Genomic DNA, 24148 nt, shown 5'->3' on the forward strand with positions numbered 1-24148 from the left:
TCTCCTGCATCCGTGCCACCAGCATGGGCCGTACAAGCGAATCATTACAGATTCAAAATCCAACTATCTTTTCCATACAGATTCGCTAGATTGGGTTCTGAATGCTGGAAAAATTCGAAATCTGTACTGGCCGGCCAAGCAAGCCCCGCCTGGAGTATGCCGTGACGCTCTACATGAACCTGGCCCGCCTGCTAGAAGATCGCATCGAGCAAGGGCTCTATCGGCCTGGCGACCGGCTGCCCTCCGTCCGCACCTTGAGCACCGAGCACGGGGTGAGCTTGAGTACCGTCCAACAGGCGTATCGCCTGCTTGAAGACAATGGACTGGCCTCGCCCAGGCCCAAGTCAGGCTACTTCGTGTCCAGCAAGACGCTGCCGGCTTTGCCAGTGGTTGCCCGCCCCGCGCAGCGCCCCGTAGACATTTCCCAATGGGACCAGGTGGTGGAACTGGTGCGCAGCACACCGCGCAAAGATATCGTGCAATTGGGCCGCGGCATGCCGGATGTTACCGCCGCCACCCTTAAACCTTTGTTGCGCGGCCTGGCGCAACTGAGTCGGCGCCAGGACATGCCAGGGCTCTACTACGATACGGTCTACGGGACCGAAGCCCTGCGCGAGCAGATCGCCCGCGTGATGGTGGATTCCGGATGCCGCCTGGGCGCGGCAGACCTGGTAGTGACCACAGGTTGCCACGAGGCATTGTCCAGCAGCGTGCGCGCCATCTGCGAGCCCGGAGACATCGTGGCGGTGGACTCACCCAGCTTCTTCGGCGCCATGCAAACGCTCAAAGGCCTTGGCATGAAGGCCTTGGAGATCCCCACGGACCCGCTCACGGGCATCAGCCTGGAGGCGTTGGAACTGGCACTGGAACAGTGGCCGATCAAGGTCATTCAGTTGACCCCCAATTGCAACAACCCTTTCGGCTACATCATGCCCGAGGGGCGTAAGCGCCAGCTGTTGACCCTGGCTCAGCGCTTCGACGTAGCCATCATCGAAGACGATGTCTATGGCGACCTGGCCTATACCTACCCTCGCCCGCGCACGATCAAATCCTTCGACACGGACGGCCGGGTCCTGTTGTGCAGCTCTTTTTCCAAGACCCTCGCACCCGGCTTGCGGGTGGGCTGGGTAGCGCCCGGTCGTTACCTTGAACGAGTACTGCACATGAAATACATTGGCACCGGCAGTACCGCCACCCAACCCCAATTGGCGATCGCGGACTTCATCGAGGGTGGGCATTACGAGCCGCACCTACGCCGGATGCGCGCTCAATATCAGCGCAGCCGAGACCAGATGACCGACTGGGTGCGCCGCTATTTCCCGGCCAGCACCCGGGCGAGCCGCCCCCAGGGAGGCTTCATGCTCTGGATTGAACTGCCGGAAGGCTTCGACACCCAGCAGTTGAACCAGGTGCTGCTCGGCAAGGGAGTCCAGATTGCCGTAGGGAGTATCTTTTCCGCCTCCGGGAAATTCCGTAATTGCCTGAGGATGAACTTCGCGTCCCGGCCTACCCCGGCGCTCGAAGCCGCGGTTCGCCTGGTAGGTGAGGCAGCCGTCGAATTACTGGCAGGGCTACCGCCCAGCTGTGAGTAACTTTTTCAGCGCAACGGCGGTCATAAGGCCACCAAGTACGCCGCATGAGCACACCATGGTCGTCACTGCCCGCCTCCTGGCTGCGTTCTGGCTTAGCCTCATGCTCGCCGGATGCGCGGGCCAGGTGCCCGCGCCGGTATCAAGCGAAAGGATCCCGGCGGAACAATCACCCTTCGGTCGATCAGTACTGCAACAGGCCAGCGCCCACCCGGGGATGTCCGGGTTCCGCCTGTTGCCGGACAGTGGCGAAGCCTTCCGCGCCCGCGCCGAGCTGATTCGTAATGCCCGCACCAGCCTGGACCTGCAGTATTACATCGTGCACGACGGCCTCAGCACCCGAACGCTGATGCGTGAGGTATTGGACGCCGCTGACCGTGGCGTGCGGGTGCGCATCCTGCTCGACGATACGACCAGCGACGACCTGGAAGACCTGCTCGGCACGGTCGCCAGCCATCCCAACATCAAGGTGCGGTTGTTCAACCCTACCCACCTGGGTCGCGGTATTGGCGTCACTCGGCAGCTTGGCCGCCTGCTGCGCTTGAATGAACAGCACCGGCGCATGCATAACAAGGTCTGGATCGCCGATGACAGTGCGGCAATCGTCGGCGGGCGCAACCTGGGCGATGAGTATTTCGATGCCAAGCCGAACCTGAACTTTACCGATATGGACCTGCTGGGCTTCGGCCCCATCGCGCGCGAACTGGGCTATAGCTTCGATCAGTACTGGAACCACCGCCTGAGTCGCCCGCTGCACGAGTTCCATGACATACCCTCGGCGAGCAAAGCCTTGCCTGCGTTTCGCCAGCGCCTGGGCATCTCACTGCTCAAGGCCAGCGTCAAGCAGAAAGCGCTTTACGATCGTCTGACAAGCTACCGCAGCCAACCCAAGCTGCACGAGTGGCGGCAGTCGTTGATCTGGGCGCCAAGCCAGGCCCTGTGGGACGCGCCAGCGAAGATCCTTTCAACAGGCAAGCCAGACGGCAAGCCCGACCCGCACTTGCTGCTCACTACCCAGCTGGCGCCTCACCTGTTGCAGGTGCGCCATGAGCTGCTACTGATCTCCGCCTATTTCGTGCCAAGGGAACCGGGCCTGCTTTATCTGACCGGCCGCGCCGACGCAGGCGTGGCGGTATCCTTGCTTACCAACTCACTGGAAGCCACCGACGTGCCCGCGGTCCATGGCGGTTATGCGCCGTATCGCAAGGCGTTGCTTGAACATGGCGTCAAGCTCTATGAGCTGCGACGCCAACCTGGGGATGACGCAGGTTTTTCCTATCACTTGCATGGCAGCTCAGCGTCCAGCCTGCACACCAAGGCCATGGTCCTGGACCAGCGCAAGGTGTTCATCGGCTCGTTCAACTTCGACCCGCGTTCGGTGCTATGGAACACTGAGGTCGGGGTGCTGGTGGACAGTCCCGAACTGGCTAGCTACACCCGTGAACTGGCGCAGCAAGGCATGTCACCGGCGTTGAGCTACCAAGTCGAGCTGCACGGGGATCAACTGCAATGGATAACCGAAGACAACCACCGCCTGCACCGGTTGCAACATGAGCCTGGCGACTGGTGGCGACGTTTCAATGCCTGGGTGAGCGACCGTATCGGCCTGGAAAAAATGCTTTAGCCTGGCGAGCCGGCCTCGACATTCAATACAGGGCGCCGGCACGCCAGCAGGACCAACCCCGCGGCACCGGCGGCCATCATCAGCGGCAAGGCATGGCCGGTCAGCCATTGGTTGCCGGCGCCAGCGATCAGCGGCCCGACCAGGCAGCCGACGCCCCAGAGCTGGGCGACGTGGGCGTTGGCACGCACCAGCTCGTCGTCTCGGAAGCGCTCTCCTATCATTACCAGGGACAGGGTGAACAAGCCGCCCGCGCTGGCGCCGAATAGCACCCATAGTGGCCAGACAGCCCAATGATGCATGGCCAGGGGAACGCAGGCACCGGTCACGGCCAGCAGGGCCGCACAACCCAGGAACAAGCCGCGCCGTGGCAGATGGTCGGCCAGTACCCCTACCGGAAGTTGCAAAACCGCATCGCCCAATACAACAGCGCTAACCATGTACAGGGCGATGCGGGGTTCATACCCCTGCTGCAGGCAATACACTGGCAGCAGGGACAGGATCAGGGCTTCGAAGCCAGCGAACAGCGCGATCGCGTAGGCGATGACCGGCAAGCGCCGGCAGAACGCCCCGAGGTCGCCCAGGGTGACCGTCACCGCCTCGGTGCTCGGCGCGCCGCCACGGCCGAGCAACAATAACGGCGACACCAGCAAGAGGCCGGTCGCCAGCCAGAAACCCTGATCCCGCTCAGTGCCTATCCCCCCAAGCAACAAGGGGCCGGCCAACTGACTCAGGGCATAGCAACATCCATAAAGCGCCACCAGGCGACCGCGCCAGCGCTCGACTACCAGCTGATTGATCCAGCTCTCGCCGAGCACGAAGACAATGGTCAATACGCTACCGATGAGCAGGCGCAGCGCCAGCCAGAGCGCATAGCTGGGCCACAAGGCGAGCAGCCCGACGGAAACGGCGCCAGCGGCCAGGCACAACTGCATCGCTCGGCCTGTGCCAAAACGCGCAGCAAGACGACTGGAAACCCGAGCGCCTAGCAGCACACCGATGGCCGGCATCGCCGACATCACGCCAATGGCAAAGCTGCCGTACCCCCAGCTTTCCAGCCGCAGGGAAACCAGTGGCATGCTCAGGCCCAGCGCCAGGCCAACGCTGAGCACCGATGCCAATACCGCGAAATAGGTCCCCCACCGCATCGGGCGCTCCTGCGAAATCAAGGCCTGCACCCCGCGTGTTCCGGGCGGGGGCGGACAAGCTTCAGAGCTTGATCCAGGTCGCCTTCAGCTCAGTGTACTTGTCGAACGCATGGAGCGACTTGTCGCGGCCGTTTCCGGACTGCTTGAAGCCACCAAAGGGCGCCGTCATGTCGCCACCGTCATACTGGTTCACCCAGACGCTGCCGGCACGCAGGGCGCGAGCGGTTTTGTGTGCCTTGGAGATGTCGGCGGTCCACACGCCCGCGGCCAGGCCATAGGGTGTATCGTTGGCGATGGCCACGGCTTCTTCGGCGGTGTCGAAGGTGATGACCGACAGCACCGGGCCGAAGATTTCTTCCTGTGCGATGCGCATGGCATTGCTCACGCCATCGAAGATGGTGGGTTCCACGTAGGTACCGCCACTCTCTTCAAGAATGCGCTTGCCACCGGTAAGCAAGGTAGCGCCGTCGCTGTGGCCTGCCTCGATATACGAAAGCACGGTGTTCATCTGCTGAGTGTCCACCAGCGCGCCAACGGTAGTGGCGGGATCGAGCGGGTTACCCGGCTTCCAGGCTTTCAGCGCCTCGACTACCATCGGCAGGAAGCGATCCTTGATCGAGCGTTCGACCAGCAGGCGCGAGCCGGCGGTGCAGACTTCGCCCTGGTTGAAGGCGATGGCGCTGGCGGCAGCCTCGGCGGCAGCCTGCAAGTCAGGAGCGTCGGCGAAGACGATGTTCGGGCTCTTGCCACCGGCCTCCAGCCAGATCCGCTTCATGTTGGATTCACCGGCATACACCATCAGCTGCTTGGCAATGCGGGTCGAGCCGGTGAAGACCACGGTGTCGACGTCCATGTGCAGGGCCAGGGCCTTGCCCACGGTATGGCCGTAACCTGGCAGTACGTTCAGCACGCCTGCCGGAATGCCGGCCTCAATCGCCAGTTGCGCGATACGAATCGCCGTCAACGGTGATTTTTCAGATGGCTTGAGCACGACCGAGTTACCCGTGGCCAGGGCCGGCCCCAGCTTCCAGCACGCCATCATCAAGGGGAAATTCCAGGGAACGATGGCACCCACCACGCCCACCGCTTCGCGCGTGACCAGGCCAAGCTGATCATGAGGGGTAGCGGCCACTTCGTCATAGATCTTGTCGATGGCTTCGCCGCTCCAGCTCAGCGCATTGGCTGCGCCTGGAACGTCGATGTACAGGGAGTCGGAAATGGGCTTGCCCATGTCCAGGGTTTCCAGCAAGGCCAGCTCTTCAGCGTTGGCCTTGAGCAGAGAGGCGAAGCGGATCAGCGTCGACTTGCGCTTGGCCGGGGCCAGGCGGGACCAGACGCCAGACTCGAAGACTTCCCGTGCATTGGCCACGGCGCGGTTGGCATCGGCTTCGTCACAACTGGCAACCAGGCCCAGCAGGCGGCCGTCTACCGGGCTTACACATTCGAAGGTCGCGCCTGATGCGGCATCCGCGTATTGGCCACCGATGAAGGCACGGCCTTCGATCTTCAGGCCTTCGGCACGCTGCTGCCAGTCCGCCAGGGTCAAGGTAGGCATAACGAAACTCCTCTTATAGATTTAGTGCGTCATGGGAAGCTCGTGTCGCAACAGGCACCGGACCCAAGCTCGGCCAAAGGCGTTCACCCTAAACCACTGCCGCACAGCTTTCAATATATTTGACACCATGAAGCATTCGGCAGTCTCATGTGCGTTTTATTGAACAAACTAGGAGACCGTGATGAGTGTCGAGCAGATTCTAGACTTTGCCGCAGCCACGCCAGACCCAGTGCGCTACCAGCCCGCTCCGGAAAAGATCATCGCGGGCCAGCCCGACCAGGCGGTTTTCAACCATTACAGCAGCCCTTGCCAGCAGTTCTCCGCTGGCGTCTGGGAGGGGGCCATAGGCCAATGGACAGTCAACTACAGCGAACACGAATACTGCGAAATCCTCCAGGGCGTCTCGGTGATTCGCGACGAAGCCGGTGGCGCTCGAACCGTACGCGCTGGGGACCGCTTCGTCATTCCCGCCGGGTTCAAGGGCACCTGGGAAGTGCTGGAGCCCTGCCGAAAGGTCTACGTGGTCTTCGAAGCAAATAAGTAACGCTCGATTCGGGATCCTGTGACCGAACATGAGCCTGCCTCGAATACCCGAGGCTCATTATCCAAGGAGCAGGACCATGACCAATGAAGAAATCACCCAGCGCTACAGCTACCTGATCGGTACGCCGTACGACGAAAGCATGAAGGCGACCATTAGTACGGAAACCGGCCGTGATCGTGTATTGGGGCCGAATGAAATCAGCACCATGGAGTTCGACCCTCAGCGAGTTCACATCAGGGTTGACGGGAATGGCAATGTCCAAGGCCTCGCCTTCAACTGAGCCTGCGTCGAGGCGCCTGCCTTGAGCTGACTTCAGCGCCTGGAAGGCAAAAAAAACCCGCATCTGACGATGCGGGTTTTTTTCGAGCCGGACCAATTACTTGATCTTGGCTTCCTTGTAGATCACGTGCTTGCGAACCACAGGATCGAATTTCTTGATTTCGATCTTGTCGGGGGTGGTGCGCTTGTTCTTATCGGTGGTGTAGAAGTGGCCAGTACCGGCGCTCGACACCAAACGGATCAATTCACGCATGATTCTCTCCCTTAGACCTTGATGCCATCGCGGCGAATGTCAGCCAGAACGGCGTCGATGCCACGCTTGTCGATGATACGCATGCCCTTGGCGGATACGCGCAGGCGCACGAAGCGCTTCTCGGACTCGACCCAGAAGCGATGGTGCTGCAGGTTCGGCAGGAAACGACGACGGGTTTTGTTGTTTGCGTGGGAAATGTTGTTCCCGGTTACCGGACCCTTACCGGTAACTTGACAGACTCTCGACATGCCTCAGCCCTCTAAACCACATGCCCAACCCGGCATGGGTTGGCCGCTTTATCTCTCAGTCAAAATGGCGCGAAGGCGCAAAGCCGTTCAAACACCGTGTTTCGCAGGGGCTGACAGGTCGGCCAGACAGGCTCGCCCGCTGAGCGAAACGCCCTACCCCTAGAAAAGAGCGCTGCTTTATACCAGAAACCCCAACCGGCGACAACAGGCCAAGGCGCCGTCCAGCGGTGTTTGCCAACCCAGTGCCTGCTCTGAAAGGGTTGCGCGGATTCGCCGCTGGTCGAGGCACACGGAAAATTTGAATGGCAGAAACGGATGAAGATCTCTAGGTTAAGTATTTTCCAGACTGCGCCGGCAGATGGCCCTTACTCTTGCCAAGGAATCGACCATGCGTCTTGCGTCAACCTCGCTATTGTTCGCCGCGCTCGGCTTTTGCGCCCTCGCCCAGGCAAAACCTCTGGCCGTCTGTACCGAAGCCAGCCCGGAAGGCTTCGACGTGGTGCAGTACAACTCGCTGACCACCACCAATGCGTCGGCCGACGTGTTGATGGACCGCCTCGTCGACTATGACGCCCTGGCCGGGAAGGTGGTACCTGACCTGGCCGAGCGCTGGTCAGTCAGCCCCGATGGCCTGACCTACATATTCAACCTGCGCAAAGGCGTGCGCTTCCATAGCACGGACGCGTTCAAGCCCAGCCGCGAGCTGACGGCCGAAGACGTTGTGTTCAGTTTCAACCGCATGCTGGACCCGGCCAACCCCTGGCATAAGGTCGCCCAGAGCGGCTTCCCGCACGCGCAGTCCATGCAGTTGCCCGCCCTGGTCAGGCAAGTGGATGCGCCCGATCCCGCTACGGTGCGTTTCGTGCTCAATCGCCCGGACGCGACCTTTCTCGCTACCCTGAGCATGGGCTTCGCCTCTATTTATTCGGCCGAGTATGCCGCGCAATTGATGAAGGCCGGCACGCCGGACAAGCTCAACAGCCAACCGGTGGGTACCGGCCCGTTCATTTTCGTGCGCTATCAGAAAGACGCCCAGGTGCGCTTCAAGGCGAACCCGGACTACTTCGGCGGCAAACCCGCGGTAGACCCGCTCATCTATGCCATCAGTCCGGACCCGAACACGCGCATGCAGCGCCTGCGTGCCGGTGAGTGCCAGCTCGCGCTCTCGCCCAAACCCCAGGACATCGCCGCCGCGCAAGGAGATGAAAAACTCCAGCGGCTTGAAACACCAGCCTTCATGACCGCATTCGTGGCCATCAACACCCAGCATCCCCCGCTGGACAAACCCCAGGTACGCCAGGCGATCAACCTGGCCTTCGATAAACAGAGCTATCTGAAAGCGGTGTTCGAAGGTACCGCGCAAGCGGCCAACGGTATCTATCCGCCTACGACCTGGGGCTACGCGGGCGATGCTCAACCCTATGCGCACGACCCGGCCAAGGCTCGCCAACTGCTGGCGGATGCCGGCCTGAAGGAGGGATTCAGCACTACCCTGTGGACGCGTCCCAGCGGGAGCCTGCTAAACCCTAACCCCACCGCTGGCGCCCAGATGCTTCAGGCAGACCTGGCGGCAATCGGTATCAAGGCCCAGATTCGCACCCTGGAGTGGGGTGAGCTTATCCGGCGAGCCAAGGCCGGCGAGCATGACCTGCTATTCATGGGCTGGGCGGGAGACAACGGAGACCCGGACAATTTCCTCACGCCTCAGTTTTCCTGTGCGGCTGTGCAGTCGGGCACCAACTTCGCGCGCTTCTGTGATCCGACGCTCGACGGGCTGATCTCCAAAGGCAAGGCGACCACGGCGCAAGCCGAGCGCGGTGAGCTGTACCGCCAGGCTCAAGCGGTTATCCAGAAGCAGGCGCTGTGGCTCCCGCTGGCGCACCCGCAGGTCACGGTACTGGCGGCCAGGAATGTCAAAGGCTACCAGCCCAATCCCTTCGGGCGGCAGAACTTCACCCACGTGAGCGTGGACTGACAGGCCGCCTACATCAGCCCGAGCTCGGCCATGGACAGCGGCTCACCTTCGCCGATGATGAAATGGTCGAGCACCCGCACATCGATATAGGCCAGGGCCTCCTTGATTCGCTGGGTGAGTTGACGGTCTGCCTGGCTGGGCTCGGCCACGCCTGAGGGGTGGTTATGACACAGGATGAGCGCCGCGGCATTATGGGCCAAGGCGCGCTTGACCACCTGGCGAGGGTAGACGCTGGCGCTGTCGATGGACCCGTGGAAAAGCGCCTCGAAGCCCAGCACCCGATGGCGTGAATCCAGGTAGAGGCAGCCGAAGACCTCATGAGGCTCATGACGCAGCATGGCCTTGAGGTAGGCCCTGACAGCGGTGGAGTTTTCCAGGGCCGAATCACGCTTGAGCTGCTCGGCCAGATGCCGGCGAGCGATTTCCAGTACTGCCTGCAACTGCGCATACTTGGCCTCGCCCAGGCCAGGCTGACCACTGAAACGCGCCAGATCGGCCTGCAACAGGCCTCGCAGTCCACCCAGCTCATCCAGAAGGCGACGGGCCAGCTCCACCGCGTTGCAACCCTTGACACCGGTACGCAGGAAAATGGCCAGTAGCTCGGCATCGCTGAGCACCTGGGCGCCTCGGCTGAGTAGTTTTTCCCGTGGGCGCTCGGCCTCGGGCCAGTCTCGTATGGCCATGGTTCCTCCTTGTAGGCCTGGGGCGCCGCTGTTCCGTAGCAGACGCTGTGCTATCTTAGCCCAACTTTTTTGGCGTCGGCCCCGGGCTTCATCGGGCCGGGTCCAGGGATCGTTTCAGATCGTAACCACAAGCGGACAAAGGCAGGCCCAATGCAGCGGCTGTATCGAAAACGCATCGTTCTCGGAGTCGGCGGCGGCATAGCCGCCTACAAGAGCGCCGAGCTGGTGCGCCGGCTTCTCGAGCAAGGCGCCGAGGTGCGCGTGGTCATGACTCGTGGCGGCAGCGAGTTCATCACGCCCTTGACCATGCAGGCGCTTTCCGGCCACCCCGTGCACCTGGACCTGCTCGATCCGGCGGCCGAAGCGGCCATGGGTCATATCGAACTGGCTCGCTGGGCCGACCTGGTGCTCATCGCGCCGGCCACCGCCGACCTTATCGCGCGCTTGGCCCAGGGCCTTGCCAATGACCTGCTGACCACCCTGGTACTGGCAACGGATGCCACCGTGGCCCTGGCTCCGGCCATGAACCAGGCCATGTGGCGAGATCCAGCCACTCAGGCCAACCTGGAAACCGTGCAGGCTCGCGGATTGAAAGTCTTCGGGCCGGCCGCTGGCAGCCAGGCCTGCGGTGACATCGGCCTGGGACGCATGCTCGAGCCGGCCGACCTGGCCCACCTGGCCGCCGATTGCTTCCAGCGCCAGGCCCTGACCGGCAAGCACGTGCTGATCACCGCCGGCCCTACCCAGGAAAACATTGACCCGGTGCGATACATCACCAATCACAGCTCGGGGAAAATGGGTTTCGCCCTGGCCGAGGCCGCGGTCGAGGCCGGCGCGCGGGTGACCCTGGTCAGCGGCCCGGTGCACCTAGCCACGCCGGACCGGGTCAACCGGATCGACGTGGTCAGCGCGCGCGACATGCTCGCGGCGTGCGAGGCAGCGATGCCTTGCGACCTGCTGATCGCATCGGCGGCCGTGGCTGATTATCGCCCGGAGGTCATCGCCCCGCAGAAGCTCAAGAAAGACCCTTCCACCGCGGATGGCCTGATGCTGCGCATGGTCCGCAACCCGGATATCCTCGCCACCCTTTCCGGGCGGCCGGATCGGCCGTTCAGCGTAGGCTTCGCCGCTGAAACCGAACATCTGCTGGACTACGCCGCGCGCAAGCTGCGCGACAAGAACCTTGACCTGATTGTGGCCAACGATGTCGCCAACCCCAGTATCGGTTTCAATAGCGAAGAAAACGCCTGCAGCGTCATCGACCGCCAGCTCAATGAAACGCTGCTTCCACAAACCAGCAAGGGCAAGATCGCCCGCCAGCTGATCGCACTTATCGCGACCCGTCTTCAACAGGTTCAGTAACCCATGCACGCTTTGCAAGCCCGTATCCTCGACCCCCGCCTGGGCAGTGATTTTCCTCTGCCGGACTACGCCACGCCGGGCTCCGCCGGCCTTGACCTGCGAGCCATGCTGTCGGCGAACGTTACCCTCGAACCCGGCCAGACCATCCTCATTCCAACAGGGTTGTCGATCTTCATCGCCGACCCAGGCCTGGCGGCGCTGGTGCTGCCCCGTTCCGGTCTGGGCCACAAGCACGGCATCGTATTGGGCAACCTGGTAGGCCTGATAGATTCGGATTATCAAGGTGAGTTGATGGTGTCCTGCTGGAACCGTGGCCAGAGCGCTTTTGAAATTGCCGTGGGCGAGCGGATCGCGCAGTTGGTGCTGGTTCCGGTGGTGCAGGCACGATTCGAGGTGGTCGAGGCGTTCGATCAGAGCCAGCGGGGCGCGGGCGGCTTCGGGCATTCCGGGAGCCACTGAGCGACTTGGCGGGGCCCTTCAAGGACAGACACAAGGAGCGGTTGTGAAAGGCATCATGGAACAAGCCCCCACGGCGCCCGGGCATGACGGCGCTTCCGAACTGCAGCTACTGCGTCCGGGCCTCGTGGTAGCCGCCATCGGCCTGCTGGTGGCGGCCCTGCTGGTCTGGATCGCCCTGCCAGGCCCCTCGCAACAGGCCTGGCGCTGGCAGCTGGCACAATCGGCCGCGTCAGCCCAGGCCGCTACCTTGCGCCAAGGGTTTGCCCAGATAGTGGCCGATACCCAGGCGGCGGCCAACGACCCTGCCCTGGCGGCGGCGCTGCAGAGCGGTGATAGCGCGCGACTGCGCAACGCCGAGGCCGGCCTGCGTTACCGAGACGGCGTCGTCGACGCCGTGCTCACGCCCCTCGGCCAGGGTGAGCCTGACAATCACCGCGCCGCGCCCTTCACCTTTGCCGCCCTTGATCTGCTCCGCCGCGCGGAAGCCGGCCAGCCACCCCCACTGGAGGCGCAACGTGCCGGCCAAGGCTGGCTTATCTACAGCGTGGCCGCCGTGCGCGCATCCGGCAGCCAGAAGGTACTGGGCACCGTACTGCTGGCTGTCGATGCCCAGCGGATACTGCGCGGGTTGCCCGCTCTTCCCGAGCAGGCCGGCGAGCTGCTGTTCCAGCAGCGTTTTGGCGATGGCCCGGTGCAGGTGGTGTATCAGGCTGGCAGGGCAGGCAGTGCCCGCCCCTATGTCCTTGATCTTGGCAACCCTAACTGGACCCTGCGCTTCACTCCTGGCGTCGCTTATGACGCGCCCACGCCGTGGATCTCTCTCATGCTCGGCCTGGCGGCCTTGCTGATCGCCGCCGGCGCGTTCTGGGTCGCAATGGTACTGGTGGTGCGCAACCTCCGCGCCCGGCTGCGTGAAGACGCACGTCAATTGAATCAACTGGTGAACGAACTCTCCTGCGGAAAAAACGTCAAAGCGTTCAGTTTGAGCCTTGCAGAGCTGAACGGGGTGGCCCAGGCCATCGCCAGGCTCACGCCGAGCGAGGCTCGAATCGACCCCGGCGCCCCCATGGGAGCCGACACAAACGGCATTACGACTCGCAGTGCCCCGGTTGCAGACCCTCGAGACTCAGCCGAGTCGCGAAGCGCGCGGCCACTTTTTCAAGAGACTGACGTACTCGGTGTCGCAACCCTCGATGCCGACCAGGACTTCCTGCGAATGGAGCATTCCCCCGCTATGAACAGCATTGCACAAGTCGCCCCCCAGGTTCCCGCGAGCATTTTCCGCGCCTATGACATCCGCGGCATCGTGGGTGACACCCTCACTGCCGATACTGCCTACTGGATCGGCCGCGCCATTGGTACCCAGAGCCTGGCACAGGGCGAGCCGCATGTGAGCGTAGGTCGCGATGGCCGTTTGTCCGGACCCGAACTGGTCCAGCAACTGATTCAGGGCGTGGCCGACAGTGGCTGCCATGTCAGCGACGTGGGCATGGTGCCTACCGGCGCGCTCTATTTCGCCGCCAACGTGCTCAAGGGCAAGTCTGGGGTGATGCTGACCGGCAGCCACAACCCTGCCAACTACAACGGCTTCAAGATCATCATCGCTGGCGACACCCTGGCCAACGAACAGATTCAGAAGCTGTACGAACGCATCCGCGACAACGACCTGGCTCAGGGCCAAGGCAGCGTCGAAAAAGTCGACATCCTTTCCCAGTACGATGCCTACATTCAGAAAGACATTGCGGTACCGCGCAAGTTGAAGGTAGTCGTGGACTGCGGTAACGGTGTGGGTGGGGTCATCGCGCCACAGCTGATCGAGAAGCTGAACTGCGAGGTCATCCCGCTGTTCTGCGAGGTGGACGGCAACTTCCCCAACCACCACCCGGACCCAGGCAAGCTGGAAAACCTTGAAGACCTGATCGCTAAGGTCAAGGAAGCCGGCGCGGACCTGGGCCTGGCGTTCGACGGCGACGCTGACCGTGTGGGCGTGGTCACCAACGAAGGTACCGTGGTCTATCCTGACCGCCTGCTGATGCTGTTCGCTCAGGACGTGCTTTCGCGCAACCCGGGCGCTGACATCATCTATGACGTCAAATGCAGCCGCCGTCTGAAAGCGCTGGTGGAGGGTTATCAAGGCCGTCCGGTCATGTACAAGACCGGCCACTCGCTGATCAAGAAGAAAATGAAGGAAACCGGCGCCTTGCTGGCCGGTGAAATGAGCGGTCACGTGTTCTTCAAGGAACGCTGGTTCGGCTTCGACGACGGCATCTACAGCGCCGCGCGCCTGTTGGAAATCCTCAGCCAGAAGAGCGAAACCGCCGAAGCCGTCTTCGCCAAGTTCCCGAACGACGTTTCGACGCCGGAAATCAACATCAAGGTTACCGAGGAAAGCAAGTTCAGCATCATCGAGGCGCTGATCCAGGACGCCCAGTGGGGCGATGCCAGCCTCAACAAGATCGACGGCGTTCGTGTCGACTATGCCAAGGGCTGGGGCCTGGTGCGTGCCTCCAACACTACCCCAGTGCTGGTGCTGCGGTTCGAGGCCGAGGATGATGCCGAACTCGAGCGCATCAAGGGTGTGTTCCGTGAGCAGCTGCTGCGCGTGGCCCCTGACCTCAAGGTGCCTTTCTAACGGCAGCCGTGCTGGCTGCAGCCTTGCGATAGACGTTTGAAAACAGGCTCGGAATGCGCGTTTACAGGGAGTAGACTGCGCATCCCCTGCCTGTGCCGATTGCCCCAGGCAGCCTCCCGTATGCGCTTCCCCACTTCAGGAGCCCTGCATGATCCTCGACCGTGATGCCGCCACCAATGTCGCCAAGGTACTCTCCGAGGCCTTGCCGTACATCCGACGCTTCGTCGGCAAGACATTGGTCATCAAGTACGGCGGCAACGCCATGGAGAGCGAGGAGCTCAAGACCGGGTTCGCTCGTGACGTCGTACTCATGAAGGCCGTGGGTATCAACCCGGTGGTCGTACACGGTGGCGGCCCGCAGATCGGCGACCTGCTCAAGCGCCTGGACATCGAAAGCCATTTCATCGACGGCATGCGCGTCACCGACGCCCAAACCATGGACGTGGTTGAAATGGTTCTGGGTGGCCAGGTGAACAAGAGCATCGTCAACCTGATCAACCGGCACGGCGGCAGCGCCATCGGCCTTACCGGCAAGGACGCGGAGCTGATCCGCGCGCGCAAGCTGACGGTTACCCGACAAACCCCTGGCATGGACAAGCCTGAAATCATCGATATCGGCCTGGTCGGCGAAGTCAGCGGCGTCAATACCGAGCTGCTGAACATGCTGGTCAAGGGCGACTTCATTCCTGTGATCGCGCCTATCGGCGTCGGTGCCGATGGCGAATCGTACAACATCAACGCCGACCTGGTGGCGGGCAAGGTGGCCGAGGCCCTGAAGGCCGAGAAGCTGATGCTCCTGACCAACATTGCCGGCCTGATGGACAAGAACGGCCAGGTGCTTACCGGCCTGACGACCGAGCAGGTGGACGAGCTGATCGCCGACGGCACTATCTACGGCGGCATGCTGCCGAAGATCCGCTGCGCACTGGAAGCCGTGCAGGGCGGCGTGAACAGCTCTCACATCATCGATGGCCGAGTACCCAACGCGGTACTGCTGGAAATCTTCACCGACGTCGGCGTCGGGACCTTGATCAGCAACGCCAGGCGATAGCGAGGCCGCGGTCAGGGCACCAATAGCTGCTGCAGGCGCGCGCGATCCGCATCGAAGGTGCGGTTCGTGTCGTCGCGCATCCTTTGGTACCTGAGAGACTGAGCATCCAGGTCGGCCTGGCGCTGACGGACCGCTTCAAGCTGGTCCAGTACGCTCTGCGCTACCGGCTGCCCGTTGCGCTCCTGGTTGGCGGCCTCGCCCTGGAGCGAGGCTTGCTGGGCCTGGAGCGTTTGCCTGTCACCCTGGTTGGCTGCCAACAGGCCATCGATCTCGCTCAGGCGTCGCTGCCGGGCGCGCTCCAGGTCCTCGATACCGCTGTAGCGTACCCGCAGCTTGGCATCCGCCTCGGCCTGGGCGCGCCGCGCGGTGGCAGCCTGAACCTCTTCGGCGGTAGGCGCCGGGGGTACTGTTTGCAGCACGCGGCCTTGGGCGTTGAGGATCTGATACCCCTTGGAGATGAACTCAGGAGGCACCCCCTGGCGGTCCAGCACGATCACGCCGCGATCGTCGGTATACCGATAGAGCTGTACGGGCGGAACCGGCTGAGCGGCCAGGGCGGTCAATGGGAGCAGCAGCCCCAGCGACCAGCCCAGGCCGCGGCCCATGGTCAGATCCCGTACTCGGCGCGATAGGCTTGCACGGCGGGAAGGTGCTGCTTGAGCTGGGCATCCTCGGCAAGGTATTCAAGAACCTGGTCCAGGGACACGATGCTCACCACCGGGATACCGTAGTCGCGCTCGACTTCCTGGATGGCCGACAACTCGCCCTTGCCCCGCTCCTGGCGGTTCAAGGCGATCAGCACGGCGGCGGCCCTGGCCTGCTCCGCCTGGATGATGGTCATCACCTCACGAATGGCAGTGCCCGCGGTGATCACGTCGTCAATGATCAGGACGTCGCCCCGCAGCGGCGCGCCCACCAGGCTTCCGCCCTCGCCGTGGTCTTTCGCTTCCTTGCGGTTGAAGCACCAGGGCACGTCACGGCCATGCTTGTCGGCCAGGGCCACCGCCGTCGCCGACGCCAGCGGGATACCCTTGTACGCGGGACCGAAGAGCACATCGAAGCTCAGGCCGCTGTCGACGATCGCCGATGCGTAGCATTGCCCCAGACGGGCCAGGGCCGAGCCGGTATTGAACAGGCCGGCGTTGAAGAAGTAAGGACTGGCGCGCCCGGACTTCAGGGTAAACTCGCCGAAACGCAGCACGCCGCGCTCGATGGCAAAACGAATGAAGTCACGCTGGTAGGCTTGCATGTAAAAGTCCTGAATACCACGGATTTAGCTAAATAACTTGACCTCGGGTATCATACACGCACGAGATTTTTGGGGCCATTTATGCGGATCATCAGTGTGAACGTCAATGGGATTCAGGCAGCGGTCGAGCGTGGCTTGCTCAGCTGGCTGCAAGCCCAGAACGCCGACGTGATCTGCCTGCAGGATACCCGTGCCTCGGCGTTCGAACTGGACGATTCCGCTTATCAGCTCGATGGCTATTTCCTGTATGCGGCCGACGCGGAAGTGTCGTCCCAGGGGGGCGTCGCGCTCTATTCGCGGTTGCAGCCCAAGGCGATCATCAGTGGCCTGGGGTTCGAAACGTCCGATCGTTTCGGCCGTTACCTGCAAGCGGATTTCGACAAAGTGAGTATCGCTACACTGCTGTTCCCATCCGGGCGCGGCGGCGACGAAGAGCTCAATCAGAAATTCAAGCTGATGGACGACTTCGCCCGCTACCTGGACAAGCAGCGGCGCAAGCGGCGTGAATACATCTATTGCGGCTCGCTCTACGTGGCCCAACAGAAGCTGGACATCAAGAACTGGCGCGACAGCCAGCAATCGCCAGGCTTCCTTGCGCCGGAGCGGGCATGGATGGACGAAATCGTCGGCAACATGGGTTACGTGGACGCTCTGCGCGAGGTCAGTCGCGAAGGCGACCAGTACAGTTGGTGGCCCGATAGCGAGCAGGCGGAAATGCTCAACCTGGGTTGGCGCTTCGATTACCAGCTGCTTACCCCTGGCCTGCGGCGCTTCGTGCGCAGCGCGCGGCTGCCGCGTCAGCCACGCTTTTCACAGCACGCGCCCTTCATCGTCGATTACGACTGGACCCTGACCATCTGACGAGGCGGCTGCCGTGCCGCCCCGTCAGGCAGTGGATCAGCGGATCAGCCTCAGGGTGAGCGGGTAGCGGTAGTCCACACCCTCGTTGGCCTTGATGGCGGCGATGATGGTGAAAACGATCGCCAGGATGGCCACCAGCCCGAGCAACGGCAGGCCGATCAGGATAAAGAACAGCAGGAAGCACACCAGCGAAGCCAGGGTCACGGTGATCTGGAAGTTCACAGACTCCTTGCCCTGGGCATCGATGAAGGCGCTACGGTCTTTCTTGAGTTGCCAGACCACCAAGGGGCCGATCAGATTGCCGAACGGAAATACGAATCCCAGGAACGCCGCCAGATGGCAGAACATGCCCCACTGGCGGGCTTCAGAGGTAGGGCTGGCAGGTGGAAGTCGTTCATCCATGTCACTTCTCCTCGAGCCCGAGCCTTTATTGCGCCAGGGCAGCTTTTTGTATTTCGAATAGGTCGACCATGCCCTTCTGGGCCAGCGCCAGCATAGCAGTGAGTTCCTCGGGCTGGAACGGTGCGCCTTCGGCGGTACCCTGCACCTCGATGAAACCACCGACGCTAGTCATCACCACGTTCAGATCCGTCTCGGCGGCCGAGTCTTCGAGGTAGTCCAGGTCAAGTACCGGCTCGCCCTGATACATGCCTACCGACACCGCGGCGATCATCTGCTTGAGCGGGTCGCCAGCCTTGAGGCCGCCACGCTTCTTGACCATCTTCAACGCATCGACCAGGGCGACCATTGCCCCGGTGATCGAGGCGGTGCGCGTACCGCCGTCAGCCTGGATCACGTCACAGTCCACGTACAGCGTGATGTCGCCCAGCTTGCTCATGTCCAGCGCGGCACGCAGGGAGCGGCCGATCAGCCGCTGGATTTCCAGAGTTCGCCCACCCTGCTTGCCTCGGCTGGCTTCGCGCTGGTTCCGTTCGCCGGTAGCCCGCGGAAGCATGCCGTATTCGGCCGTCAGCCAGCCCTGGCCCTGGCCCTTGAGGAAGCGAGGCACTCCGTTTTCAACGCTGACAGTGCAAATAACCCGGGTGTCACCGAACTCGACGAGCACCGAGCCTTCCGCATGCCGGGTGTAGTTGCGAGTGATGCGGATCTGACGGAGCTGGTCGGCCGCGCGACCACTTGGACGTTTCATCTGGCTACCTGTACGCAATGAAAAACTGGCGCACAGTATAAAGGCCGGACGGCGTCCCAGGTATTTAAAAAGGCTGCAGACGACACGCGGCCGGGCGCTTTCACGGTTTGGGGCCCTGCCCTGGTTGGGGTACACTCTTGCGCCTCGAATCTTCTCCCGCGCCGCTGCCTTCATGCGCGGTCATCATGAGGTCTCCTTGCCATGGTCCATAGCATGACCGCCTTCGCCCGGGCCGAGCGCGCCGAGGCCCAGGGCACGCTGTCCTGGGAACTACGCTCGGTCAACCATCGCTACCTAGAGCCCCACCTGCGCCTGCCGGATGCCTTCCGCGAACTCGAGGGCGCGGTGCGCGATGCCCTGCGCGTCGGCCTGTCACGTGGCAAGGTGGAATGCACCCTGCGGCTGAACGAGGACGCGGCCAGCCAGGCACCTCGCCTGGACCTGGCGCGCGCCCGGGAGCTGATCGCCTCGGCCGAGGCCGTGGCTGCGCTGACAGCAAGCTCCGCGCCCATCGACCCATTGCAGGTGATGGCCTGGCCGGGCGTGATGGTCACCCAGGCGATGGATGCCCAGGCGCTGCAAGCGAGCGTCCTCGGGCTGTTCAACGAGGCACTGGAGGAACTCAAGGTCGGCCGCGCCCGCGAAGGTGCCGAACTGGCCCGATTGATCAACGAGCGACTCGATGCCATGACCGTGGAAATCGACACACTGCGCGAGCAGGTCCCCCAGATGCTCGCCACCCAGCGGCAGAAAATACTGGACCGGTTCGCCGAGGTCCGGGCCGAGCTGGACCCGGCGCGCCTGGAACAGGAGTTGGTATTGCTGGCCCAGAAAAGCGACGTGGCCGAGGAGCTCGACCGGCTGACCACCCATGTGCGCGAAGTGCGCCGGGTGCTCTCCAGCGCCGGCGCGGCCGGCCGGCGACTGGACTTCCTGATGCAGGAACTGAATCGCGAAGCCAATACCCTCGGCTCCAAGGCCTTCGACCCACGCAGCACCCAGGCCGCGGTCAACCTCAAGGTATTGATCGAACAAATGCGCGAGCAAGTGCAGAACATTGAGTAAGGCGACTTCCATGAAACCGACCCCCGGCACCCTTTACATCGTTTCCGCGCCCTCCGGCGCCGGCAAGACCAGCCTGGTCACCGCGCTGACCGGCGCCGACCCCAGCATCCGAGTGTCGGTGTCCCACACTACCCGAGCCATGCGCCCGGGCGAGGTGAACGGCGTCAACTACCACTTCGTCGATCGCGAGACCTTCCTGGGCATGGTCGAGCATGGAGACTTCCTGGAGCGCGCCGAGGTGTTCGGCAACCTCTACGGCACTTCTCGCAGCAGCCTGCAGCGCACCCTCGACGCTGGCCTGGACCTGATCCTGGAGATCGACTGGCAAGGTGGCCAGCAGGTACGTCAGCTCATCCCTGGCACTCGCTCCATCTTCATCCTGCCACCGTCCCAGCAAGCGCTGCGCCAGCGCCTGACCAACCGGGGCCAGGATAGCGAAGCGATCATCGAAGGGCGCATGCGCGAGGCGGTCAACGAAATGCGCCATTACGTCGAGTACGACTACCTGGTGATCAACGATGACTTCGATACCGCGCTGGCGGACCTCAAGGCCATCTTCCGTGCCAACCGCCTGAACCAGCCTCTGCAGCATGCCCGGCACGAAACGCTGCTCCAGGGGCTGCTGGCCTGACCCCCGGCCACGCCTCGCTGACCAACGGGCGTAGAAATACCGCTTCGCCCAGCGGTGGCCCTTCCATTCGGGCTGGTGATTTTTTAAACTGTCCAGTCCGCTGACCCGCCGCAGGTGGGCGCTCACTGTATTTGTACGAGGAAGACCATGGCCCGCGTGACCGTTGAAGACTGCCTGGAACATGTCGATAACCGCTTCGAGCTGGTCATGCTCGCCACCAAGCGCTCCCGCCAGCTGGCCACCGGCGGCAAGGAGCCCAAGGTGGGTTGGGAAAACGACAAGCCTACCGTGGTAGCCCTGCGCGAGATCGCCGCGGGCCTGGTCGATTACGATGTAATCGCCGAGGCTGAGATCGTCGATGAAGAACCGCTGTTCACTGCGTTCGAGGACGAGGCCAACGAGGCCGTCTAAGCGTATGCCCTGTCGACCTATCGCCGCGAAGCCGCCAACCGGCCAGGAGGGTTCTCCTTGCCAGGCATAGACGTTCTCGCCGAGCGCTTGTCGACCTATCTCGGTCAGGACCAGGTCAACCTGGTCCGCCGGGCCTACTATTACGCCGAACAGGCCCATGACGGCCAACGCCGCCGCAGCGGCGAACCCTATGTGACCCACCCCTTGGCGGTGGCGAACATCCTCGCCGACATGCACATGGACCATCAGAGCCTGATGGCGGCCATGCTGCATGACGTCATCGAAGATACCGGCATCGCCAAGGAAGCGCTCTGCGCGCAGTTCGGCGAAACCGTGGCCGAACTGGTCGATGGTGTCAGCAAGCTGACCCAGATGAACTTCGAGACCAAGGCCGAAGCCCAGGCGGAAAACTTCCAGAAAATGGCGATGGCCATGGCTCGCGACATTCGCGTGATCCTGGTCAAGCTGGCCGACCGGCTGCACAACATGCGCACCCTGGAAGTGCTCTCCGGCGAAAAGCGGCGCCGCATCGCCAAGGAAACCCTCGAAATCTACGCGCCCATCGCCAACCGCCTTGGCATGCACAACGTGCGCGTGGAATTCGAAGACCTGGGTTTCAAGGCCATGCACCCCATGCGCTCCGAACGCATCCACCAGGCCGTCAAGCGCGCCCGCGGAAATCGCAAGGAGCTGGTGGCCAAGATCGAGCACTCGCTGGCCAACTGCCTGGCCGTGGACGGTATCGAAGGAGACGTGAGCGGCCGTCAGAAGCACCTTTACGGCATCTACAAGAAGATGCGCGGCAAGCGCCGCGCCTTCAACGAGATCATGGATGTCTATGCCTTCCGCATCGTAGTGGACAAGGTGGACACCTGCTACCGCGTGCTGGGTGCCGTTCATAACCTGTACAAGCCCCTGCCGGGACGCTTCAAGGATTACATCGCCATCCCCAAGGCCAATGGCTACCAATCCCTGCATACGACGCTGTTCGGCATGCATGGCGTGCCGATCGAGATCCAGATCCGCACCCGGGAAATGGAAGAAATGGCCAACAACGGCATCGCCGCCCATTGGCTGTACAAGTCCAATAACGATGAGCTGCCCAAGGGCACCCATGCGCGCGCGCGCCAATGGGTCAAGGGCGTGCTGGAACTCCAGCAGCGGGCCGGCAACTCGCTGGAGTTCATCGAAAGCGTCAAGATCGACCTCTTCCCGGACGAGGTCTACGTATTTACCCCCAAGGGCAAGATCATGGAACTGCCCAAGGGGTCGACGGCGGTGGACTTCGCCTATGCCGTACATACCGACGTGGGCAACAGCTGCATCGCCTGCCGCATCAACCGGCGCCTGGCCCCGCTGTCCGAGCCTTTGCAAAGCGGCTCCACGGTAGAAATCGTCAGCGCGCCAGGGGCTCGCCCCAATCCGGCCTGGCTGAACTTCGTGGTGACGGGCAAGGCTCGCACTCACATTCGTCACGCGCTCAAGCTGCAACGCCGTTCGGAATCGGTGAGTCTGGGCGAGCGCCTGCTGAACAAGGTGCTCAACAGCTTCGATGCCTCCCTGGACCTGATTCCCGCGGAACGTATCCAGCACCTGCTGGCCGAATATCGCCTGGAAGTCATCGAAGACCTGCTCGAGGACATCGGGCTCGGCAACCGCATGGCCTACGTGGTCGCCCGGCGCATGCTGGCTTCCGAAGGCGAGGCTTCGCCCAGCCATGAAAGCCCCTTGGCGATTCGGGGCACAGAGGGCCTGGTGCTCAGCTACGCCAAGTGCTGCACCCCTATTCCCGGCGATCCGATCGTGGGCCATCTCTCGGCGGGCAAGGGCATGGTGGTGCATCTGGAAAGCTGCCGAAACATCAGCGAAGTACGCCATAACCCCGAGAAGTGCATCCAGCTGGCCTGGGCCAAGGACGTGAGCGGTGAATTCAATGTCGAGCTGCGCATCGAACTGGAACATCAGCGCGGCTTGATCGCCCTGTTGGCCAGCAGCGTCAACGCCGCCGATGGCAACATCGAGAAAATCAGCATGGACGAGCGGGACGGCCGAACCAGCGTCGTGCACCTGGTGGTGAGCGTACATGACCGCATCCATCTGGCTCGTGTCATCCGCAAGCTGCGAGCCCTCAACGGGGTCATACGAATTACGCGCATGCGGGCCTAGGCTGACGGTTCGCGGCGCACCGGCTAATACAACAAGGAGTTTGCAATGACCAAGAGCGTTATCCACAGCGACAAGGCTCCCGCCGCCATCGGGACCTACTCCCAAGCTATCAAGGCGGGCAACACCGTCTACATGTCGGGGCAGATTCCGCTCGATCCAGCCACCATGGAACTGGTCGAAGGCTTCGAGGCCCAGACCATCCAGGTGTTCGAAAACCTGAAATCGGTAGCCGAAGCCGCTGGCGGCTCCTTCAAGGATATCGTCAAGCTCAACATCTTCCTGACCGACCTGAGCAACTTTGCCACGGTCAACGAAATCATGGGCCGCTACTTCCAGCAGCCGTACCCAGCTCGCGCCGCCATTGGCGTGGCAGCCCTGCCCAAGGGTTCGCAGGTGGAAATGGACGCTATCCTGGTCCTGGAATGAACCCAACGGCGGGCCTTCGCTGGCTTGCCGCCTTTCGTGCAAGGACACCTCATGCGCACCCTGTTCATGGCGATCCCTTTGCTGGCTGCGGTCATTTCGGGTTGCGCCAGTCACCCGGCCGATGCTGGCGGCGTCTGGGTCAATGAAAGCGCCATCGAAGCTGCGGTCAAGGGCGGCAACCTGCGCCAGGCCCTCCTGGGCATGGGTCCCACCCTTGAATGGCAGATCGACGCGCAAGCCAACACAGCCACCGCCAGCAACGGCTTCGAAGTCGCCGAGGGTAGCCTGAGCGCTACCGGCAAGAATGCCTGGCAGGTAAGTTTCTACGGCAATGGCTCCGAAAGCCTGACCCTGGACGGGAAAACCCTGGTGCAAGCGGCCAGCGAGGCGGCCGCCGAACAGCATTTCGAACGCAGCGATGCAGGCCTCCCCACCCTGGCGCCCGGAGGGCGCTTCGAACAACGCCTGTACGAAGCCTACATGGGCGGCGACTGGAAGATCGTCGAGGGCGACGGCGTTGGGGCCGAAGTGCGGTTCCTGCCCGACGGCCGAGTAGAGGGCCTGCGCGGCATGGATCGCTACGCCCTTTGCCTGGGGGGTGACTGCGCGGCCATGAGCGGTGCCTTCGACAGTATATGGCTGCAAAGCGGCGCGCAGGGTAACGCCTATATCCTGCAGCATGATGACGACCAGTTGGAGATCTTCCAGGCGGTCAACCAGGCAGCTGTCGATGAAATGCCCAGCCTGCGCCCCGGGGCAGTGGTGTGGCGCTTGCAGCGCTAAAGGTTGG

Annotated in this window: 25 protein-coding genes; 16 read left to right on the forward strand and 9 right to left on the reverse strand. The window is 62.6% G+C overall.

Annotation, left to right across the window (positions count from 1 at the left end; genetic code table 11):
- Positions 1–161 precede the first annotated feature (161 nt).
- Together BN1188_RS05140 and BN1188_RS05145 are read left to right on the forward strand one after the other, a co-directional pair.
- On the forward strand, positions 162–1592 hold the full coding sequence (locus tag BN1188_RS05140) for an aminotransferase-like domain-containing protein (protein WP_088776192.1): 1431 nt from the start codon (positions 162–164) through the stop codon (positions 1590–1592).
- Positions 1593–1647: 55 nt separating this feature from the next.
- A complete protein-coding gene (locus tag BN1188_RS05145; RefSeq protein WP_084596152.1) occupies positions 1648–3213 on the forward strand; it encodes a phospholipase D family protein in 1566 nt (521 codons plus the stop codon).
- Here the strand turns inward: BN1188_RS05145 and BN1188_RS05150 are convergent.
- Entirely contained in the window at positions 3210–4358 is a 1149-nt protein-coding gene (locus BN1188_RS05150; RefSeq protein ID WP_052469160.1) for an MFS transporter, read from the reverse strand. The two genes, BN1188_RS05145 and BN1188_RS05150, sit on opposite strands and share 4 nt — an antisense overlap.
- Before the next feature lie 61 nt (positions 4359–4419).
- Positions 4420–5913: an aldehyde dehydrogenase gene (locus BN1188_RS05155; RefSeq protein WP_040260309.1), complete on the reverse strand. Its 1494-nt coding sequence runs from the start codon at positions 5911–5913 to the stop codon at positions 4420–4422.
- 181 nt (positions 5914–6094) lie between these two features.
- Between BN1188_RS05155 and BN1188_RS05160 the strand changes: the two genes are divergently transcribed.
- Together BN1188_RS05160 and BN1188_RS05165 are read left to right on the forward strand one after the other, a co-directional pair.
- Positions 6095–6457 carry a cupin domain-containing protein gene (locus tag BN1188_RS05160; RefSeq protein WP_040260310.1) on the forward strand — a complete coding sequence of 121 codons (363 nt, stop codon included), beginning with the start codon at positions 6095–6097 and terminating at the stop codon, positions 6455–6457.
- Between the two features lie 76 nt (positions 6458–6533).
- A complete protein-coding gene (locus BN1188_RS05165; RefSeq protein ID WP_040260311.1) occupies positions 6534–6737 on the forward strand; it encodes an I78 family peptidase inhibitor in 204 nt (67 codons plus the stop codon).
- Between the two features lie 96 nt (positions 6738–6833).
- Here BN1188_RS05165 and rpmG read toward each other — a convergent pair whose 3' ends face one another.
- Entirely contained in the window at positions 6834–6989 is a 156-nt protein-coding gene (gene rpmG, locus BN1188_RS05170; RefSeq protein ID WP_003457707.1) for a 50S ribosomal protein L33, read from the reverse strand.
- Between the two features lie 11 nt (positions 6990–7000).
- Positions 7001–7237 carry a 50S ribosomal protein L28 gene (rpmB, locus tag BN1188_RS05175; RefSeq protein ID WP_040260312.1) on the reverse strand — a complete coding sequence of 79 codons (237 nt, stop codon included), beginning with the start codon at positions 7235–7237 and terminating at the stop codon, positions 7001–7003.
- Positions 7238–7625: 388 nt separating this feature from the next.
- On the opposite strand from rpmB, the gene BN1188_RS05180 reads away from it, so the two are divergent.
- Positions 7626–9212: an ABC transporter substrate-binding protein gene (locus BN1188_RS05180; RefSeq protein ID WP_040260313.1), complete on the forward strand. Its 1587-nt coding sequence runs from the start codon at positions 7626–7628 to the stop codon at positions 9210–9212.
- 8 nt (positions 9213–9220) lie between these two features.
- Here BN1188_RS05180 and radC read toward each other — a convergent pair whose 3' ends face one another.
- Positions 9221–9895, reverse strand: coding sequence for a RadC family protein (gene radC, locus BN1188_RS05185; RefSeq protein ID WP_040260314.1), 675 nt, complete (start codon positions 9893–9895; stop codon positions 9221–9223).
- Positions 9896–10045: 150 nt separating this feature from the next.
- Here radC and coaBC point away from each other — a divergent pair, with 150 nt between their 5' ends.
- The 4 genes from coaBC to argB all read left to right on the forward strand — a co-directional run bounded on the left by coaBC (position 10046) and on the right by argB (position 15399).
- Positions 10046–11257, forward strand: coding sequence for a bifunctional phosphopantothenoylcysteine decarboxylase/phosphopantothenate--cysteine ligase CoaBC (coaBC, locus tag BN1188_RS05190; RefSeq protein WP_040260315.1), 1212 nt, complete (start codon positions 10046–10048; stop codon positions 11255–11257).
- Between the two features lie 3 nt (positions 11258–11260).
- Positions 11261–11716 (forward strand): dUTP diphosphatase, encoded by a 456-nt coding sequence (gene dut / locus BN1188_RS05195; protein WP_040260316.1) that lies wholly within the window; start codon positions 11261–11263, stop codon positions 11714–11716.
- A gap of 1234 nt (positions 11717–12950) precedes the next feature.
- Positions 12951–14348, forward strand: coding sequence for a phosphomannomutase/phosphoglucomutase (locus BN1188_RS21905; protein ID WP_232430904.1), 1398 nt, complete (start codon positions 12951–12953; stop codon positions 14346–14348).
- Positions 14349–14496: 148 nt separating this feature from the next.
- Positions 14497–15399, forward strand: a complete 903-nt coding sequence (gene argB / locus BN1188_RS05205) for an acetylglutamate kinase (RefSeq protein ID WP_040260317.1) — start codon at positions 14497–14499, stop codon at positions 15397–15399.
- A gap of 11 nt (positions 15400–15410) precedes the next feature.
- Here the strand turns inward: argB and BN1188_RS05210 are convergent, their stop codons facing one another.
- Together BN1188_RS05210 and pyrE are read right to left on the reverse strand one after the other, a co-directional pair.
- The gene (locus BN1188_RS05210; RefSeq protein WP_040260318.1) at positions 15411–16004 is read right to left on the reverse strand and encodes a hypothetical protein; all 594 of its coding nucleotides are present in this window, start codon (positions 16002–16004) and stop codon (positions 15411–15413) included.
- A gap of 2 nt (positions 16005–16006) precedes the next feature.
- Complete coding sequence (pyrE, locus tag BN1188_RS05215) at positions 16007–16648, reverse strand: orotate phosphoribosyltransferase (RefSeq protein WP_040260319.1); 642 nt, start codon at positions 16646–16648, stop codon at positions 16007–16009.
- A gap of 81 nt (positions 16649–16729) precedes the next feature.
- On the opposite strand from pyrE, the gene BN1188_RS05220 reads away from it, so the two are divergent.
- Complete coding sequence (locus BN1188_RS05220; RefSeq protein ID WP_040260320.1) at positions 16730–17509, forward strand: exodeoxyribonuclease III; 780 nt, start codon at positions 16730–16732, stop codon at positions 17507–17509.
- 36 nt (positions 17510–17545) lie between these two features.
- Here BN1188_RS05220 and BN1188_RS05225 read toward each other — a convergent pair whose 3' ends face one another.
- The gene (locus BN1188_RS05225) at positions 17546–17911 is read right to left on the reverse strand and encodes a DUF4870 domain-containing protein (RefSeq protein ID WP_040260321.1); all 366 of its coding nucleotides are present in this window, start codon (positions 17909–17911) and stop codon (positions 17546–17548) included.
- A gap of 25 nt (positions 17912–17936) precedes the next feature.
- Positions 17937–18659, reverse strand: coding sequence for a ribonuclease PH (gene rph / locus BN1188_RS05230; protein ID WP_040260322.1), 723 nt, complete (start codon positions 18657–18659; stop codon positions 17937–17939).
- A 201-nt stretch (positions 18660–18860) separates the two neighbouring features.
- Here rph and BN1188_RS05235 point away from each other — a divergent pair, with 201 nt between their 5' ends.
- The 6 genes from BN1188_RS05235 to BN1188_RS05260 all read left to right on the forward strand — a co-directional run bounded on the left by BN1188_RS05235 (position 18861) and on the right by BN1188_RS05260 (position 24141).
- Complete coding sequence (locus BN1188_RS05235; protein ID WP_040260323.1) at positions 18861–19724, forward strand: YicC/YloC family endoribonuclease; 864 nt, start codon at positions 18861–18863, stop codon at positions 19722–19724.
- Positions 19725–19734: 10 nt separating this feature from the next.
- A complete protein-coding gene (gene gmk / locus BN1188_RS05240; protein ID WP_040260324.1) occupies positions 19735–20355 on the forward strand; it encodes a guanylate kinase in 621 nt (206 codons plus the stop codon).
- A 147-nt stretch (positions 20356–20502) separates the two neighbouring features.
- Complete coding sequence (rpoZ, locus tag BN1188_RS05245; RefSeq protein ID WP_040260325.1) at positions 20503–20766, forward strand: DNA-directed RNA polymerase subunit omega; 264 nt, start codon at positions 20503–20505, stop codon at positions 20764–20766.
- 57 nt (positions 20767–20823) lie between these two features.
- Positions 20824–22932: a bifunctional GTP diphosphokinase/guanosine-3',5'-bis pyrophosphate 3'-pyrophosphohydrolase gene (gene spoT, locus BN1188_RS05250; protein ID WP_040260326.1), complete on the forward strand. Its 2109-nt coding sequence runs from the start codon at positions 20824–20826 to the stop codon at positions 22930–22932.
- 45 nt (positions 22933–22977) lie between these two features.
- Positions 22978–23358 carry a RidA family protein gene (locus BN1188_RS05255; RefSeq protein ID WP_040260327.1) on the forward strand — a complete coding sequence of 127 codons (381 nt, stop codon included), beginning with the start codon at positions 22978–22980 and terminating at the stop codon, positions 23356–23358.
- Between the two features lie 51 nt (positions 23359–23409).
- Positions 23410–24141, forward strand: coding sequence for a hypothetical protein (locus BN1188_RS05260; protein WP_052469161.1), 732 nt, complete (start codon positions 23410–23412; stop codon positions 24139–24141).
- The last annotated feature ends 7 nt before the right edge of the window (positions 24142–24148 follow it).

This window comes from Pseudomonas massiliensis (assembly GCF_000826105.1).
GTDB lineage: Bacteria > Pseudomonadota > Gammaproteobacteria > Pseudomonadales > Pseudomonadaceae > Aquipseudomonas > Aquipseudomonas massiliensis.